This window comes from Devosia ginsengisoli, from assembly GCF_024707105.1.
In the GTDB taxonomy this organism is placed as follows: domain Bacteria; phylum Pseudomonadota; class Alphaproteobacteria; order Rhizobiales; family Devosiaceae; genus Devosia; species Devosia ginsengisoli_A.
Window position 1 is genome coordinate 831,522 of the sequence record NZ_JANQAJ010000011.1, and the last position, 15,623, is coordinate 847,144.

The following is a 15,623-nucleotide window of genomic DNA, read 5'->3' on the forward strand; positions in this document are numbered from 1 at the left end:
CTCAATGCGTGTATTGTTTTCCTATGGCCTGGCCTTCCTGATCCTGATCGGGATTGGCGGCTGGCTGGCAACAGGGACATTGGTTGTCGGCGGCCAGGGCCCCGGCAATGGCGAAAAGCCGATCATTTCGGTGATCGAGGGCCAGGAAAACGGCCCCCTGCACACGACGCTGGCTGAAGCCGGCGTGCTGGCCGAACATCCCCATCCCACAACCGATCCGCACCTGACCATTGCCCAGCGCAATGAGCTGGAAAGCGGTGCCTCGGCGCCCCTGCCGACGGTTCAGACCGTGACCTATGTGGCCCAGCCGATGAAAATCGACGTGCCGCTGCGCGGCCGCACCCAGGCCAAGGCCACTGTAGGCGTGGTAGCGGAAACCGCCGGCATCGTCGATGTGGTGCATGTGACCAAGGGCCAGTCGGTGGATGTGGGCGACCTGCTCTGCACACTGGACCAGGGCACGCGCGCCGCCGCGGTGGCACAGGCTCGAGCGGGGCTGGAACAGGCCGATGCGGGCCTGCAGCAGGCCCAGGCCAATTTCGATACCAATGCCGAATTGCGGGCCAAGGGCCTCGCCGCCCCCAACACCGCCCGCGACCTTGAAGTCGCGCTGAGCGGCGCGAAGGCTGCCGTGTCATCGGCCCAGGCCGGGCTCGACAATGCCGAGGCCGAGCTGGACCGCACCGAAATCAAGGCCAAGGTGGCCGGTGTGGTGCAGGACCCGCTGGCCATTGCCGGCTCCATGCTCGGCCAGGGCCAGCCCTGCGCGACGATCGTGCAGCTCAACCCCATGGTGTTCCTCGGCCAGGTGCCGGAATCGCGCATCGACCTCGCCAAGCTCGGGCTCGATGCGGTGATCACCACGGTGCCCGGCGCCAAAGTGGACGGCAAGGTGACGTTCATTTCGGCGGTTGCCGACAATGCGACGCGCTCCTTCCCGGTCGAAATCGAATTCGCCAATGAAGACCTGTCGATCCGTGACGGCGTGACGGCCGAGGCCATCGTGACCCTGGGCACCGCCCCCGGCCACCTGCTGCCGCAGTCGGTGCTGACGCTTGACGACAAGGGCACGCTGGGCGTGCGCACCGTCGAAGACGGCGTGGTGGCATTCCATGAGATCACCATCGTCAGCGACACCCGCGCCGGCGTGTGGGTCACCGGGCTGCCGCTCAGCGCCAATGTGATCACCGTCGGGCAGGAAAACGTGACCGCCGGCCAGGCCGTGGACGCCACGGCAGCCGAAGCTCCCACCGCCAGCGAAGAAAGCGTCTGATCATGGTCGACTTCATCGTCAAAATCCTCAGGATGCCGCGTGTCGTCCTGACGGTCATGGTCATCATGCTCGCGGCGGGCATTTCGGCCTATGTGTCGCTGCCCAAGGAAAGCTTCCCGGCCATCGACGTGCCGTATCTCTACGTGTCGATCAGCCAGACCGGCGTCTCCCCGCGAGACGCCGAGAACCTTTGGCCAAGCCGGCCGAAGAGGAACTGGCGACGCTACCGGGACTGCAGAATATCAGTTCGACCTCGACCACCGGGCATGCCTCGGTGTTCCTCGAATTCGACATCAATACCGACAAGGACCAGGCGCTGGCCGATACCCGCGCCCGCATGGACGCGCTGAAGTCCAAGCTCCCCACCGATGCGGACGATCCGGTCGTGGCGGAAATCGACCTGGTCGGCATGCCGATCATTTCGGTGGCCGTCTATGGCAGCGCGCCGGAAAAGGAACTGGTGCGCCGCGCCGAGGACCTGCAGGATGCGCTGGAAGGTATTGCCGAAGTGCGCGAAGCCGTGCTGTCGGGCGCCCGCGATGAAATCCTCGAAGTGCGGATCGACCTGCTGCGGCTCGAAGCCTATGGGCTGACGGCCAACCAATTGTTCGATGCACTGAGCAGGAACAACATGGTGGTGCCGGGCGGTACGCTCAATACCGGCCAGGGCTCGTTCAACATCGAAGTGCCAGGCCTGATCACCAATGCGCAGGATGTATTCGAGCTGCCGCTGAAGACCGACGGCAATACCGTCGTGACCTTTGGCGACGTCGCCACGATTACCCGCACGCTGGCCGATGCCACCGACTATACGACGGTGAACGGTTCGCCGGCCCTGATCATGGGCGTCAGCAAGAAGCTGGGCACCAATATCATCGACGTGTCCGACAAGGTTCGGGCGACCACCGAAGCGCTGGCCAAGGACTGGCCGGCGGGCGTGCATTACAGCTTCTTCCTCGATCAGGCCGAGACGACCACGTCGCTGTTCCGCTCGCTGGAAGCGGCGGTGCTGACCGCCGTGGCACTGGTGCTGATCACCTGCGTGGCCACGCTCGGCGTGCGTCCCGCGATCATGATCGGCATGTCCATTCCGCTGTCGTTCATGATGGCATTCCTGGTGGCCCAGTCGCTGGGCATGACCATCAACATGATGGTGATGTTCGGCCTGGTGATCGCCGTGGGCGTGCTCGTGGACGACCCCGTGGTGGTGGTGGAATATGCCGAGCGAAAGCTGCAGGAAGGGGTGTCCAAGAAGGAAGCCTTCATCCTGGCGGTGCGCAAGATGTTCGTGCCGGTGGTTGGCGCCACCGCGACGACGCTCGGCGCCTTCGTGCCGCTGCTGTTCTGGCCCGGCATCATCGGCAAGTTCATGAGCTACCTGCCGATGATCGTGATCATCGTCATGGTCGCCTCGCTGATCTCGGCGCTGATCTTCATGCCCGTCATCGGCGCGGTCATCGCCTCCACGCATGTGGACGAGAAGGAGAAGGAAGCCGCAGACATCGTGATGTATGCGGACAAGTTCGACTCCAAGAAGGTCCGCGGCCTGACCGGCATCTATGTACGGACGCTGGAACACCTGCTGCACTGGCCGCTGCCGACACTGGCGGTGGGCTTTGCCATCATCGTCGGCATCTTCGCCACCTATGCCACCAATCCGACCGGTACGGAGGCCTTCCCGGCATCCGAGCCCGAATTCGCCACGGTGGCCGTGGTGGGTCGCGGCAATTACTCGCCGGAAGAAATTCGCGACATGATGGGCGAAATCGGTGACGAGATCATGCAGGTGCACGGCATTCAGGACGTGATCATGCAGTTCGGCTCGACCGGGGCCTTCGGCTCTATGCCACCGGACACGATCGGCAATTTCCAGCTACAGCTCGTCAACTACAACAATCGCGTCAAGGCCGAGGAAATCTTCGCCGATATCCGTGAGCGGGTGGCCGGCTTTGCCGGTCTCGATATCCAGGTGCTGGCGGCCGAGAACGGCCCGCCGGCCGGCAAGGACATCAACCTGCGCGTGGAAAGCACCAATTACGACGACCTCGTGCCTGTCGTGGCGGCGATCCGCGAGCATATCGAAAGCATGCCGAACACGGTGGACGTCGAAGACGGCCGCCCCTCCCCCGGCATCGACTGGCAGATCACCATCGACCGCAACGAGGCCGGCAAATATGGCATCGGCGTACGCGAACTGGCACCCTATGTGCAGCTCGTCACCTCGGGTGTGAACCTGGGCACCTATCGCGATGCCGAGACCGGCAAGGAACTCGACATCAAGGTGCGCCTGCCCGAGGAAGAGCGGACGTTCGACGCGCTCGACTCGATGCGGATCGCGACCCAGCAGGGCATGATCCCGGTCAGCAACTTCATCGAGCGGACGGCCGTGCCCAAGGTCGCCAATATCTCGCGGCGCAACCAGGTCTACCAGATGCCGGTGGCCGCGGGCCTGGCCGACCTGCCCGAAGGCGTCTATGCCGCCGACCGGGTGGCGGAGCTGCAGTCCTGGATTGCCGAGCAGCCTTTCCCCGAGACGGTGACCATCGCCTATGGCGGCGCGGAAGAGCAGATGGGCGACGCCAACGCGTTCATCATCCAGGCCTTCGGCATGGCGATGTTCCTGATCTTCTTCATCCTGCTGCTGGAATATAACAGCTTCTACCAGGTGATGGTGACGCTCTCGACGGTCATCATGTCGGTGGCGGGCGTGCTCCTGGGCATGCTGGCGACAGGCATGAGCTTCTCGGCCATCATGACGGGGCTGGGCATCGTGGCGCTGGCGGGCATTGTGGTGAAGAACGGCATCGTGCTGATCGACACTTACAATGACTATAACCGGCACCAGCATGTCGAGCCGGTCAAGGCGATGCTGCTCACCGCCGCACAGCGCGTGCGGCCGGTGCTGCTCACCGCGTTCCTGACGGCACTCGGCGTGATCCCGATGTGGGCGAATATCGAGTTCGACTTCATCCGCCGCGAAGTGGTGATCGGGGGCCTTGCCGGTTCGTGGTTCATCCACCTTTCCGCGGCACTGGTTTCGGGCCTGTTCTTCTCGACCGCCCTGACGCTGATCATGGTGCCCGTGATGATCACCGCGCCCAGCGTGATGTGGGGCCAGATCAAGTGGGCCGGCCACCAGTTCGGCCGGCTGGGCCAGTTCGTCACCGGCCGCGGCCGGGCGGCGCAGGCGGTACCGGCAGGCTTTGACGGCATGGCGGTGGAAATCCCCGATGATGCCGACAGCACCAAGCGCTACATCGTCAGCAAGGATGCCGGGCTGGTGGAAAAGGAAAAGAACGGCGTGACCGTGGTTAGCCGCCCCGAAGCCGCCGAATAGGCTGGTTCGGATGACATGGAAAAGGCCCGCATCGATGCGGGCCTTTTTGTGTGTGCTGCATCTTGCCATTTTAGCTGTTTTAGCTATATAGCTCTTTAGCTAATTTAGCCAAGGAGCCCATCATGGCCGCGATCACCGCTACCGAAGCCAAGAACAAGTTTGGGCAGGTGCTGGAAATGGCACAGGCCGAGCCTGTACGCATCCAGAAGAACGGCCGCGACGTAGCGATCATGCTGTCGCCGGAACAGTATGGGGTACTGGTGGCGAACAGCAATGCGCCCAAGGTGCGGCCGATCGTCGAGACGTTAATGGCCCGTAGTATCGAACGGCGACGTTCGCTGTATGAAGCGCTGGCCAAGTAAAATCTCGTGCCGCTTTACCTCACACTCGACGAAGTGCTGCGAATGCACGAAATGCTGCTGGAAGAATTCGGCGGCACCAAAGGCGTTCGCGATCCTGGGTTGATCGAGTCCGTTCTGCTCAGGCCACAGACCGGCTACTATGCCGACCTGATCGAGGAAGCGTCGGCGCTCTGGGAAAGCATGGCGATGAACCACGGATTCATCGACGGCAACAAGCGTACAGCCTATGCTAGCGTCGAACTTTTCCTGCAGATGAATGGCGTCGACATCAGCGCCGACAACGAGGACCTAGAACAGTTCATCTATGGCCACCTAAACGCCGGAACATTTCGCAAGGACGTTCTGGAGCATTGGCTGCATGACCATACCGTGCCGCTGGAGAGCTGATCGTCTCCGCCCTACTCCGCGGCGGGGACGCCGCGTTTGACGAAGCCATCGGGGTCGTTGGCGGTGCGCAGGAGTTGCTCCTCGGCTTCGCTGGCTTCGCGCTGGCGGTTCCACATCTGGGCGTAGAGGCCGGCCTGTTGCAGCAGGGCGATGTGATTGCCGCGTTCGGCAACGACGCCGTCGCGCAGCACCAGGATTTCGTCGGCATTGACCACGGTGGAGAGGCGGTGGGCGATCACAACGGTGGTGCGATTGCGCGAGACCTCGTCGAGGGCCGACTGGATTTCGCGCTCGGTATGAGTATCGAGCGCCGAGGTTGCCTCGTCGAGGATGAGGATGGAGGGCGCCTTGAGGATGGTGCGGGCGATGGCGACGCGCTGCTTCTCGCCGCCAGAGAGTTTCAGCCCCCGCTCGCCGACCGGAGTATCATAGCCCTTGGGCAGGCCATCGATGAAGCGGCCGACCTGCGCCATATTGGCGGCGGCGCGGATATCGTCCTGCGACGCGCCGGGGCGGCCATATTCGATATTGTAGCCGATGGTGTCGTTGAACAGCACCGTGTCCTGCGGGACCATGCCGATGGCCGAGCGCAGGCTTTTCTGCGTGACGTCGCGCAGATCCTGCCCATCGATGGTGATGGCGCCGCCGGTGACATCGTAGAAGCGGTAGAGCAGCCGGGAAATGGTCGACTTTCCGGCGCCGGTGGGGCCGACAATGGCCACGGTCTTGCCGGCCGGCACTTCGAAGCTGACGCCCTTGAGAATGGGGCGATCGGGATCGTAATGGAAGGTGACGTTGTCGAAGCGGATCGTCGGATTGCCGATATCGAGCACGCCGGCATCGGGCTTGTCCTTGATCTCGGGCTCCTGATCGAGCAGGCGGAACATTTCCTCGATATCGGTGAGGCCCTGCCGCAATTCGCGATAGACGAAGCCGATCTGGTTGAGCGGGCGATAGATCTGGATAAGGAAGGTGTTGAGCAGCACGAAATCACCCACGGTCAGCGTGCCGCCGATGACGCCATAGGCGGCCATGACCAGGATGACGACCGTGCCGGCGTAGAAAATCAGCGCCTGGCCGAAATTGAGGGTGCCGAGCGAGGTCCAGATGCGGACGGCGGAGCGCTCGTAGCCGGCCATGGCGGCGTCGTAGCGCTTGGCTTCCATCTCCTCATTGGTGAAATATTTCACCGTTTCGTAGTTGAGCAGGCTGTCGATGGCCTTGGAATTGGCATCGGTATCGCTGGTATTCATGTCGCGGCGAATGGAGATGCGCCAGTTGGACGCCTTGATGGTCCAGACCAGGTAGCCCCAGATCACCAGCAGCAGCACCCCGAGATAGCTGATGCCGAACATGGTGACGAAGATGATGGCGGTTACCACGAATTCGATCATCGTCGGGACGATGTTGAGCATGGTGAAGCGGACGATGGTCTCGATGCCCTTGATGCCGCGCTCGATGACACGGCTCAGCCCGCCGGTGCGGCGGGCCAGGTGGAAGCGCAGCGACAGCTTGTGCATATGCACAAAGGCTTCATAGGCCAGTTGGCGCACGGCATTCTGGCCGACGCTGGCGAACCACACGTCGCGCAATTGCTGGAAACCGGCATCGATCAGACTGGTGACGCCATAGGCGACGACCAGCAGGATGGGAATGGCGACGCCGAGGATCAGCGCCGAATTGGGCGCGCTGCCGTCGAAGGAGTCGACAATGCCCTTGTAGAGGAAGGGAATGAAGGTGGTGGCCACCTTGCTGACGACCAGGGCCCCCAGCGCAATGATGACGCGCCAGCGCAGATCGGGACGGTCGGCCGGCCACATATAGCGCCAGAGATTGCGGATCGTAGAGACGATCGAGCCTTCGTCCGCGCTAACGGACGGCTTCTTGTCAGCGGTGTCAGACGACATCAGGCGGGTTCCGCTTCCAGATTGGATGGCGCGGGACTGAAGCCCGCGATCATGCCGGCATAGGCGTCGCCAAGGGCGGCAAGCCGGTCATGCTGGACGATGTAACAATTGCGCGTACCACGCGGCTTGCGCTCGATAAGGCCGGCATCGAGCAGCACCTTGATGTGCTGCGAAACGGTGGACTGGGCCAGGGTCAGTTCGTCGGTGACGTCGGCGCAGCAGCATTCGCCGCGCTCCTGCCGGGCCAGGATGCGCAGGATGTTGAGGCGCACGGGGTGGCCCATCGCTCGCATGATGATGGCAATATCGTCGTCGCGCATGGCTCTGCTGTGGTTAATCGTCATTTGACGATAAAATGGGGTCTTCCGCACAAATAATCAATGGCCCGCCGGAGGGCGGGCCATTTTGTACGCAGGTTCTTGCCTTGTGGCGCCTCCAAAGCGCGAAACCGCGCCGAATTTGCCGGGAACGAGCCCGTTCAGTTGGGCAGTTCGAACACCTGGCCGGGATAGATCCGGTCGGGGTCGCGAATCTGGCCGGAATTGGCATCGTAGATGGTGGTGTATTTTATGCCCTCGCCATAGACGCGGCGGGCAATGGTCCAGAGATTGTCGCCACGGCGGATGATGGCCTTGCCGGATGCGAAGCGCTCGGCATCGGGACCGCCGACGGCCACGGCGACGAGCGTCGGCACGGCGGGTTCGGCGGCGGGTGCCGGAACCGGCTCGGCAGCAGGAGCCGGTTCAGCCGTGGGCACAGGTTCGGTCGCGGGCACTGGAGCCGGTTCGGCCGCAGGGGCAGCGGATTTGGGAGCCGGAGCAGGCTCGGCGGCTGGCGCCGGCTCTGCCGGGGGTTCGGCCTGAGCGGTTGCAACGGGCGCCGGGGCAGTCGCGGTCGGCTCGGGCTGCGCGACGGGAGCCGGTTCGGCGGCTGGAGCGGGCTCAGCAGGCGCAGGCGTGGATGCGGGAGCCGCGGCGGGTTCGGCCGGGGCCGGCGCTTCGGCGACGGCAGTCGGGGCCGGTTCGGCTGGCAGTTCCACCACGAAATCGACTTCGGCGCGGGCGGCCACAGCGGCCGTGCCGGGCTGGAGCAGGTCGACGCGGACGCGCTGTTCGGGCTGGGTCAGCACCTTGCCGGCCTCGACCAGCCAGCGGCCATCGGCCACCGTGGCGTCGGCGATGAAGGCGTCATCCACATAGAGGCGCATGGTGGCGCCTTCCGGGCCGGCACCGGCAAAGAAGGTACGGTCACCCTCGATCTCGATGGCGTCGATGGTGGGCGGCACGCTGGCAACGGCCGAAGCAGCAGCAGGCGCCGGAGCGACCGGGTCGGCCGCTGCCGCCGATGTGGTCGGCTGAGCGGCCGGTGGCGTGGTAGGCTCGGTGGCGGCAACCGTCGGCTCCGTGGCCGGTGCTGATGTTGCAGCAGGAGCAGGTTCGGACGCAGGTTCGGCTGGCTGGGCCGGTGCAGGCGCGGCAGGGGCCGGTTCTGCCGCAGGTGCAGGCTCGGCCGGAGCCGGCGCGGCAGGCGTTGCTGCGGAGGCCGGTTCGGTCGGCGTCGGCGCCGGTTCTGAGGTCTCAGCGGGTGCCGATGGCGTCGCCGCTGGTGCGGGCTCCGCAGGTGCGGATTCGGCCGGGGTAGCGGCGGCAGCGGGAGCCTGGACGGTCGGGGCTGTCGTCGGCGCGGCGGGAGCCGGAGTTGGTGTCGCGGCGGGAGCGGGCGTTGCCGACGGCGTAACCGGATCGGCGGCAGCAAGCTGGGCCGTGGTTTCGGAGCCGGGACGATCGAGGCCCTGCAGGACTTCGCTGGCGGTGCCGGGCGTGCTGGCAACGACCAGCGGCTCGCTGGTCTTGTCATCGTCGATGACGACGACGAAGGACTGGGCGGCGCGGCCGGTCTTGCCGACTTCGGCCAGGGTGATCTCGGTGCCGCCGGGCGGGATCGGCGCCTCGGGGACGAGCACCCAGTCGCCGCTGGACTCGACCGTGGCCTTACCCAGCAGGGATTCATTGGAATAGACCTCGATCTCGGTGCCTGGCGTGCCGCTGCCGGCGATGACCACGGAGCCATCGGGCTCGGCGCGGAGCAGGCCGAAGGTCGCGGCGATCAGATCGTCGGGAACTTCAGGGGCCGGGGTCACGTCGAGGGCGGGTTCACCGATAGCAGGCTCGGTGGTGGGCGCAACGACCGCAGCCTGTTCCGAGGCGGGCGCATCGGCCTCGGTCGTGGCGACCGGGGCCGGAGCGGGCAGGATGCCGGCATCGGTCATCTTGCCACGCAGGCACATGCCCATGCCGTCTTCGGAATTGAAGCAATTGACGACGGACGGACCTGCCAGCACACCGACGATGACAACGAGGGTAACCGCCGCCGCCCCGATCGTGAGCGCAAGAGGTTGTTTCGGAGCGGTTTCGGCCAGTTTGTCCTCCAGGACGATTGTGGCAGTCGTCCCCGCGGACGGACTACCCGGTTAAGCCACTTTCTCTGTCGTCCCCAGCGCCGCTTCTGTCTTCAACAGCTTATAGGTGATCGATTCATATAGAGCTTCAAAGGAGGCATCAATGATGTTGGGCGAAACACCGATGGTGAACCAGCGCTCACCCGAGCCATCGCGGCTTTCGACCAGTACACGGGTGACCGCGCCCGTGCCGCCGTCCAGGATACGCACCTTGAAGTCGACCAGTTCGAGATCCTCGATACGGCTCGAATACTTGCCGAGATCCTTGCGCATGGCCAGATCCAGGGCGTTTACGGGGCCGTTGCCTTCGGCGACGGACATCAGCAATTCGCCCTCGACGCGGATTTTCACCACCGCCTCGGTGACGGAAATCTCCTCGCCCCGGGCATTGTGGCGGCGCTCGACGCTGGCACGATAGTTCTCGACGGTGAAGAAGCTGGGCAGCGTGCCGAGGACTTCGTGGGCGAGAATGGCGAAGGAGGCATCGGCACCGTCATAGGAATAGCCGCGCGATTCGCGCTCCTTGACGGTGGAGAGCAGCTTTTCGAGGCGGCGGTCGTCCTTGGCCAGTTCGATGCCGTGGCGGGCCAGCGCGGTCAGCAGGTTGGACTTGCCGGCCTGCTGGCTGACCATGATGGAGCGTTCATTGCCGACGCTTTCGGGCGGGACATGTTCATAGGTCGAGAAATCCTTGAGCAAAGCCGAGGCGTGGATGCCGGCCTTGGTGGCGAAGGCCGAGGCGCCGACATAGGGCGCCTGCCGCGCGGGGGCGCGATTGAGCCGGTCGTCGAAGGCGCGCGACAGTTGCGTCAGGCGCGTGAGGCGCGTGGCGTCGATGCCGGTTTCGAACCGTTCGGCATAATACGGCTTCAGAACCAGGGTGGGGATAAGTGTGACGAGATTGGCATTGCCGCAGCGTTCGCCGATGCCGTTGAGCGTGCCCTGAACCTGGCGGACGCCGGCATCGACCGCGGCCAGGGTGTTGGCGACGGCCTGGCCGGTATCGTCGTGGGCGTGGATTCCCAACCGCGACCCCGGCGCTATGGTTAGCACACTGTTAACAGTAGCGGTCACCTCAGAGGGCATCGTGCCGCCATTGGTGTCGCACAGGACGACCCAGCGGGCGCCGGCATCGAGCGCAGTCCTGACGCAGGAAAGCGCATAGTCGGGATTGGCCTTGAAGCCGTCGAAGAAGTGCTCGCAATCGACCAGCGCCTCCTTGCCCGATGCGACAGCGTTGGCGACGGTGTCGCGGAGATTGTCGAGATTTTCCTCGAGGGTGATTTCGAGGGCGACGCTGACCTGGTGGTCCCAGGTCTTGGCGACGAAGCAGGTGGCATCGGCCGCCGAATTGACTAGCGCCTGCACGCCGGGATCGTTGGCGGCGGAGCGCCCTGCCCTTTTGGTCATGCCGAAGGCGGTGAATTTCGCCTTGCCGGTGCGCTTGGTCTCGAAGAATTCGGTATCGACCGGGTTGGCGCCGGGATAGCCGCCCTCGACATAGTCGACGCCCAGTTCCTCGAGCAGACGGCAGATGGAAATCTTGTCCTCGAGCGAGAACTCGATGCCGGCCGTCTGCGCGCCGTCGCGCAAGGTGGTGTCGAAGAGATAGAGGCGGTCTTTGGACATGACTTACTACTTCGTTTTCTTGCTCTGGCCCAGGCCAACCGCTGGTTCAGGCCAGCGATCGGTATCGTGGTCGGGATGCTGGTGATTGGTGGATTTGATGGCCGAGGCCCATTCCTCCTGGCCGGTCTCGGTCTCGCCACCATCCTCGATCGAGGTCAGGGTGGTGAACCAGGGCACCTGCCCCTCCTGCCCGGTATTGGCATGGGGTGGGAAGAGCTCGGGATGATCGAGCGAGCCGATGGTGAAATTGACCCGGTTGCCCTCGGTATTGTCGTAGAAAAGCGGCGTGCCGCAATCGCGGCAATAGCCGCGGTCGACATGTTCGGAGCTGCGGAAGCGCGCCGGAGTGCCGCGGGTCCAGGTGATGGCCTCGCGCGGGGCGGCGACCAGGGCGGCGAAGATGTTGCCGACCGCCTTCTGGCACATGCGGCAGTGACAGATATGGGCATTGTCGAACATTTCGGTGGCGTGATAGCGCACGGCGCCGCATTGGCAGCCGCCGCTGACTTCCATCGCGTAGCGGTCCATCAGGGGGTCTCCTTCGGCGGCCAGGTATCTGTGTCGTGGTCGGGATGCTGGTGCGAGGTCAGGCTCGCCATGAATTCGAGCCAGCCCGGCGCATATTCGGTACGGACCGGCAGGGCAGTCAGGGAGTCGAAGAAGGGCAGCTTGTCGGCGAGATTGTTCTGGACGGTCGGCGCGGCAACCGTGGGATCGTCGAAGGCGCCGATGGCAATTTCGACCTGCTGTTCGGGCGGACGGTCGATTTCCTCGTAGGTCAGGGGCGTGCCGCAATTGGCGCAGAAGCCGCGCATGATCTTGTCGGAACTGGCGAAATATTTCGGCTCGCCCCGGGTCCAGACCACGTCGAAACTGGCGACGAGCGGCCCGAAGAAGCTGCCGAACGCCTTCTGGCACATGCGACAATGGCAGATGGAACTGCCGCCCAGCCGGCCCACGGAAAACCGCACGGCGCCACATTGGCAGCCGCCAGTGAAGGGGGATTCATGGGCGGTCATGGGACATCTCCATGAAGGGTGGTCCAGATGGCGTCGGATACGTCGTCGGGACGGGCCAGGATGTCGTCGTTCCAGACGCGGAGGAGGCGGAAGCCACGACGGGCCAATTCGGTATCACGAACAATGTCGCGAGGATTTTCGGCATGCTGGCTGCCATCAGCCTCAATGATCAGATTGGCGGAGTAGCAGACGAAATCGGCAATGTAGGGTCCGATGGGAACCTGGCGGCGGAACTTGTAATCGATGAAACGCCGATTGCGGAGAAGGAACCAGAGCTTGCTTTCCGCTTCGGTCGGCTGGCGACGCATGGACCGCGCGAGTTTCTGCAACCGAGGACTGGGGCGCTCCTTGGCCCCCTCATCCGCCCTTCGGGCACCTTCTCCCACGAGGGGAGAAGGGGAACCGGTGGGTGGGAAAGATGGTGCCACATGCGCAGAGCCACCCTTCTCCCCTCGTGGGAGAAGGTGCCCCAAAGGGGCGGATGAGGGGGACTGCGATCTCACCGCTTCATCTCCCATCTGGTCGCACGCTGACCCTGTTCGTCCTTGTAGTCCATCAGCGAGATGCCTTGCTCGGCCAGATCGTTGCGGATGGCGTCGGCTTTGGCGAAGTCCTTGTTGTTGAGCGCTTCGAGGCGGGCTGATATGGCGGATGCGATGTGGGGCGGTTCTTCCCAGCCGTCGTCGGAGGTGAGGAGGCTGTCGAGGCCGAAGCCGAGGAAGCGGAGGGTGGCGGCGAGGCAATGTTTGGCATTGCCTTCGTTGCGGTTGGCCTTCTTGGCGATGAAATCGAGGGCCACCGAGGCGCGGTGGAAGTTGAGGTCGTCGGCCAGTTCGGCGACGACGGAGGCGTCGGGGGCATCGCCATCGTTCACCTCGGCGCCGCGGGCGGCGCGTTGCCAGTCGGCCAGCTTGGCTTCGGCTTCCTCGAGGCGCCGCACCGAGAAATCGATGGGTTCGCGGTAATGCGTCATCAGCATGGCCAGGCGCAGCACATCGCCGATCCAGGCGCGGCCGCCCATGGCACCAGTTTCCAGCAGATCGTTGATGGTGACGAAATTGCCCAGGCTCTTGCTCATCTTCCGGCCTTCGACCTGAAGGAAGCCGTTATGCATCCATACATTGGCCATGGCATGGGTGCCGTGGGCGCAGCGGGACTGGGCGATTTCGTTTTCGTGGTGCGGGAAGATGAGGTCGAGCCCGCCGCCATGAATATCGAAGGTCTGGCCGAGATAGCGCTCGGACATGGCCGAGCATTCGATATGCCAGCCGGGGCGACCGCGGCCCCAGGGGCTGTCCCAGCCGGGCTCGTTATCGGCGGACTGTTTCCAGAGCACGAAATCGGCGGGGTTCTTCTTGTGGGCCTCGACGGCGATGCGGGCGCCGGCCAGGTTGTCCTCGAGATTGCGGCCGGAGAGTTGGCCGTAATCGGGCATGGACTTGACGTCGAAGAGCACTTCGCCAGCGGCACTATAGGCGTGGCTGCGCTGGATCAGGCTGCCGATCAAGGCCTGCATTTCGGCGATATTGTCGGTGGCGCGCGGCTGGATGGTGGGATCGAGCGCGCCCAGGGCCTTGGCGTCGGAGAGGAACTGGGCCTCGGTCTTTTCCGTCACGCGGCGGATGGCCTCGTTGAGCGGCAGATCGGGGAAATCGCGCAGGGCGCGGGCGTTGATCTTGTCGTCGACGTCGGTGATGTTGCGAGCATAGGTGACATGGTCGGCGCCATAGACATGGCGCAGCAGGCGGAACAGCAGGTCAAAGACGATGACCGGGCGGGCATTGCCGATATGGGCGAAGTCGTAGACCGTCGGGCCGCAGACATACATGCGCACATTGCTGGCATCGAGGGGCGTGAAAGCCTCCTTGCTGCGCGTGAGCGTGTTGTAGAGCGTGAGCTGCGGCGTGGTCATAAGCGTCCGTATCCTGGCCATGCGGAGTTGCGCTGGCGTACGGCTCTTCGGGTATCAGAAAATCAGGATGAAGAAGACCGCGCCGCCAACCAGTGGTTAGCAGGTAATAATGCAGCGGTTAATCAGAATGATGCCGGTCTTCATGGGCGGAGATTGACCGGAGCGGGGGCGGAAATCAAGTGCTCAATCGTTTTTGCGGCCTCCACTCGCTCGACCTCTTGGTTCGACGGGCTCACCATGAGGTCTCCGGTCGTTTTGTGAGGTGGGTGTCAGACCAGCTCGACCGTCTGCACCATGTCGCCGAAGGTGGATTGGCCGTCGGGGGAGAGGGCGCCGATGCGGACTACGTCGCCGGGCTTGAGGAAGGGGGTGCGGGCGCGGCCGTATTTGAGCTTTTCGACGGTGCGGGCCTCGGCGATGCAGGCGAAGCCGATGCCGTCGCGCTTGATGGGAAGGGCTTCGTCGTGCCTGACGGAAATGGTGCCGCCGCCGATAATGGTGCCTGAGGCGAGCGGGCGGGTGCGGGCGGCTTCGACGATGAGATCGGCGAAATCGAAATGCATGTCGGTGCCGGCATTGGGCTGACCGTAGAGATTGCCGTTGACCTCGATACGGACGGGCAGATGCAGGCGATTGTCGCGCCAGGCGGTGCCGAGGCTGTCAGGGGTGGCGACGATGGGGGCAAAGCTGGTGGAGGGCTTGGCATGGAAGAAGCCGAAGCCGTTCTGCAGGTCGTCGGCCACCAGGCGCCGCAGGGAAATGTCGTTGCAGACGGTGACGAGGCGGATGGCGGATGATGCCTGGGCCTTGGTGGCGGCCATGGGGACCGCACCGATGATGACGGCTGCTTCGGCCTCGAAATCGAGCGCGAGATCGGGATCGGTGACGCGGATGGGATCGGTGGGGGCGAGAAGCGAATCGGAGCCGCCCTGGTAGAGCAAGGGGCGGGAGGATTGCAGCTCTTCGTCCTTGCTGCCCTTGAGGGTGCGGACGCGTTCGAGATGGTTGAGATAGCCCGAGCCATCGATCCACTGATAGGCGCGTGGCAGCGGCGCCAGCGCCTGGGCGGGGTCGAAGACCTGGCCGGCTATGGCACCGGCATCGAGCTGGGCGGCAAGGGCGGAAAGGGCCGGTGCATGGGCGGTCCAGTCATCGAGGGCGGCCTGCAAGGTGGGCGCGATGCGGGTGGCGGAGACGAAGCGCGTGCTGTCAGCCGAGAGCACGACGAGCTGGCCATCGGGGCGGTTGTTTCTGAGCGTGGCTAGCTTCATCGGGGTGCATTCTCGCAAACGTGTGGCCTGGCAGCGCTACCATGGTCGCCGCACGGGCACTATACTGT

13 protein-coding genes are annotated in these 15,623 nt (G+C 64.2%); 4 read left to right on the plus strand and 9 right to left on the minus strand.

Annotated features, from left to right (window positions below; all coding sequences use genetic code 11):
• Positions 1 to 4: 4 nt before the first annotated feature.
• From NVV79_RS18060 to NVV79_RS18075, 4 genes are all read left to right on the plus strand, one after another.
• The gene (locus NVV79_RS18060; RefSeq protein WP_303992127.1) at positions 5 to 1,273 is read left to right on the plus strand and encodes an efflux RND transporter periplasmic adaptor subunit; all 1,269 of its coding nucleotides are present in this window, start codon (positions 5 to 7) and stop codon (positions 1,271 to 1,273) included.
• 190 nt (positions 1,274 to 1,463) lie between these two features.
• Complete coding sequence (locus NVV79_RS18065) at positions 1,464 to 4,610, plus strand: efflux RND transporter permease subunit (protein WP_303992130.1); 3,147 nt, start codon at positions 1,464 to 1,466, stop codon at positions 4,608 to 4,610.
• A 122-nt stretch (positions 4,611 to 4,732) separates the two neighbouring features.
• Positions 4,733 to 4,972: a type II toxin-antitoxin system Phd/YefM family antitoxin gene (locus tag NVV79_RS18070; protein WP_303992133.1), complete on the plus strand. Its 240-nt coding sequence runs from the start codon at positions 4,733 to 4,735 to the stop codon at positions 4,970 to 4,972.
• A 6-nt stretch (positions 4,973 to 4,978) separates the two neighbouring features.
• A complete protein-coding gene (locus NVV79_RS18075; RefSeq protein ID WP_303992136.1) occupies positions 4,979 to 5,359 on the plus strand; it encodes a type II toxin-antitoxin system death-on-curing family toxin in 381 nt (126 codons plus the stop codon).
• Between the two features lie 11 nt (positions 5,360 to 5,370).
• Here the strand turns inward: NVV79_RS18075 and NVV79_RS18080 are convergent, their stop codons facing one another.
• The 9 genes from NVV79_RS18080 to NVV79_RS18120 form a co-directional block, all read right to left on the minus strand.
• The gene (locus NVV79_RS18080) at positions 5,371 to 7,266 is read right to left on the minus strand and encodes an ABC transporter ATP-binding protein/permease (RefSeq protein WP_303992139.1); all 1,896 of its coding nucleotides are present in this window, start codon (positions 7,264 to 7,266) and stop codon (positions 5,371 to 5,373) included.
• A complete protein-coding gene (locus NVV79_RS18085; protein ID WP_303992142.1) occupies positions 7,266 to 7,586 on the minus strand; it encodes a helix-turn-helix transcriptional regulator in 321 nt (106 codons plus the stop codon). Before NVV79_RS18085 ends, NVV79_RS18080 begins: the two co-directional genes overlap by 1 nt.
• 158 nt (positions 7,587 to 7,744) lie before the next feature.
• The gene (locus tag NVV79_RS18090) at positions 7,745 to 9,607 is read right to left on the minus strand and encodes a LysM peptidoglycan-binding domain-containing protein (RefSeq protein ID WP_303992145.1); all 1,863 of its coding nucleotides are present in this window, start codon (positions 9,605 to 9,607) and stop codon (positions 7,745 to 7,747) included.
• 129 nt (positions 9,608 to 9,736) lie between these two features.
• Complete coding sequence (gene cimA, locus NVV79_RS18095; protein WP_303992147.1) at positions 9,737 to 11,353, minus strand: citramalate synthase; 1,617 nt, start codon at positions 11,351 to 11,353, stop codon at positions 9,737 to 9,739.
• Positions 11,354 to 11,359: 6 nt separating this feature from the next.
• On the minus strand, positions 11,360 to 11,881 hold the full coding sequence (locus NVV79_RS18100; RefSeq protein WP_303992149.1) for a GFA family protein: 522 nt from the start codon (positions 11,879 to 11,881) through the stop codon (positions 11,360 to 11,362).
• The gene (locus NVV79_RS18105; RefSeq protein WP_303992152.1) at positions 11,881 to 12,372 is read right to left on the minus strand and encodes a GFA family protein; all 492 of its coding nucleotides are present in this window, start codon (positions 12,370 to 12,372) and stop codon (positions 11,881 to 11,883) included. The genes NVV79_RS18100 and NVV79_RS18105 overlap by 1 nt, the downstream gene beginning before the upstream one ends.
• A complete protein-coding gene (locus NVV79_RS18110) occupies positions 12,369 to 12,890 on the minus strand; it encodes an endonuclease domain-containing protein (RefSeq protein ID WP_303992155.1) in 522 nt (173 codons plus the stop codon). The genes NVV79_RS18105 and NVV79_RS18110 overlap by 4 nt, the downstream gene beginning before the upstream one ends.
• Positions 12,872 to 14,305, minus strand: a complete 1,434-nt coding sequence (cysS, locus tag NVV79_RS18115) for a cysteine--tRNA ligase (RefSeq protein WP_303992158.1) — start codon at positions 14,303 to 14,305, stop codon at positions 12,872 to 12,874. Before cysS ends, NVV79_RS18110 begins: the two co-directional genes overlap by 19 nt.
• Positions 14,306 to 14,553: 248 nt before the next feature.
• Complete coding sequence (locus NVV79_RS18120) at positions 14,554 to 15,555, minus strand: fumarylacetoacetate hydrolase family protein (RefSeq protein ID WP_303992161.1); 1,002 nt, start codon at positions 15,553 to 15,555, stop codon at positions 14,554 to 14,556.
• Positions 15,556 to 15,623 lie beyond the last annotated feature (68 nt).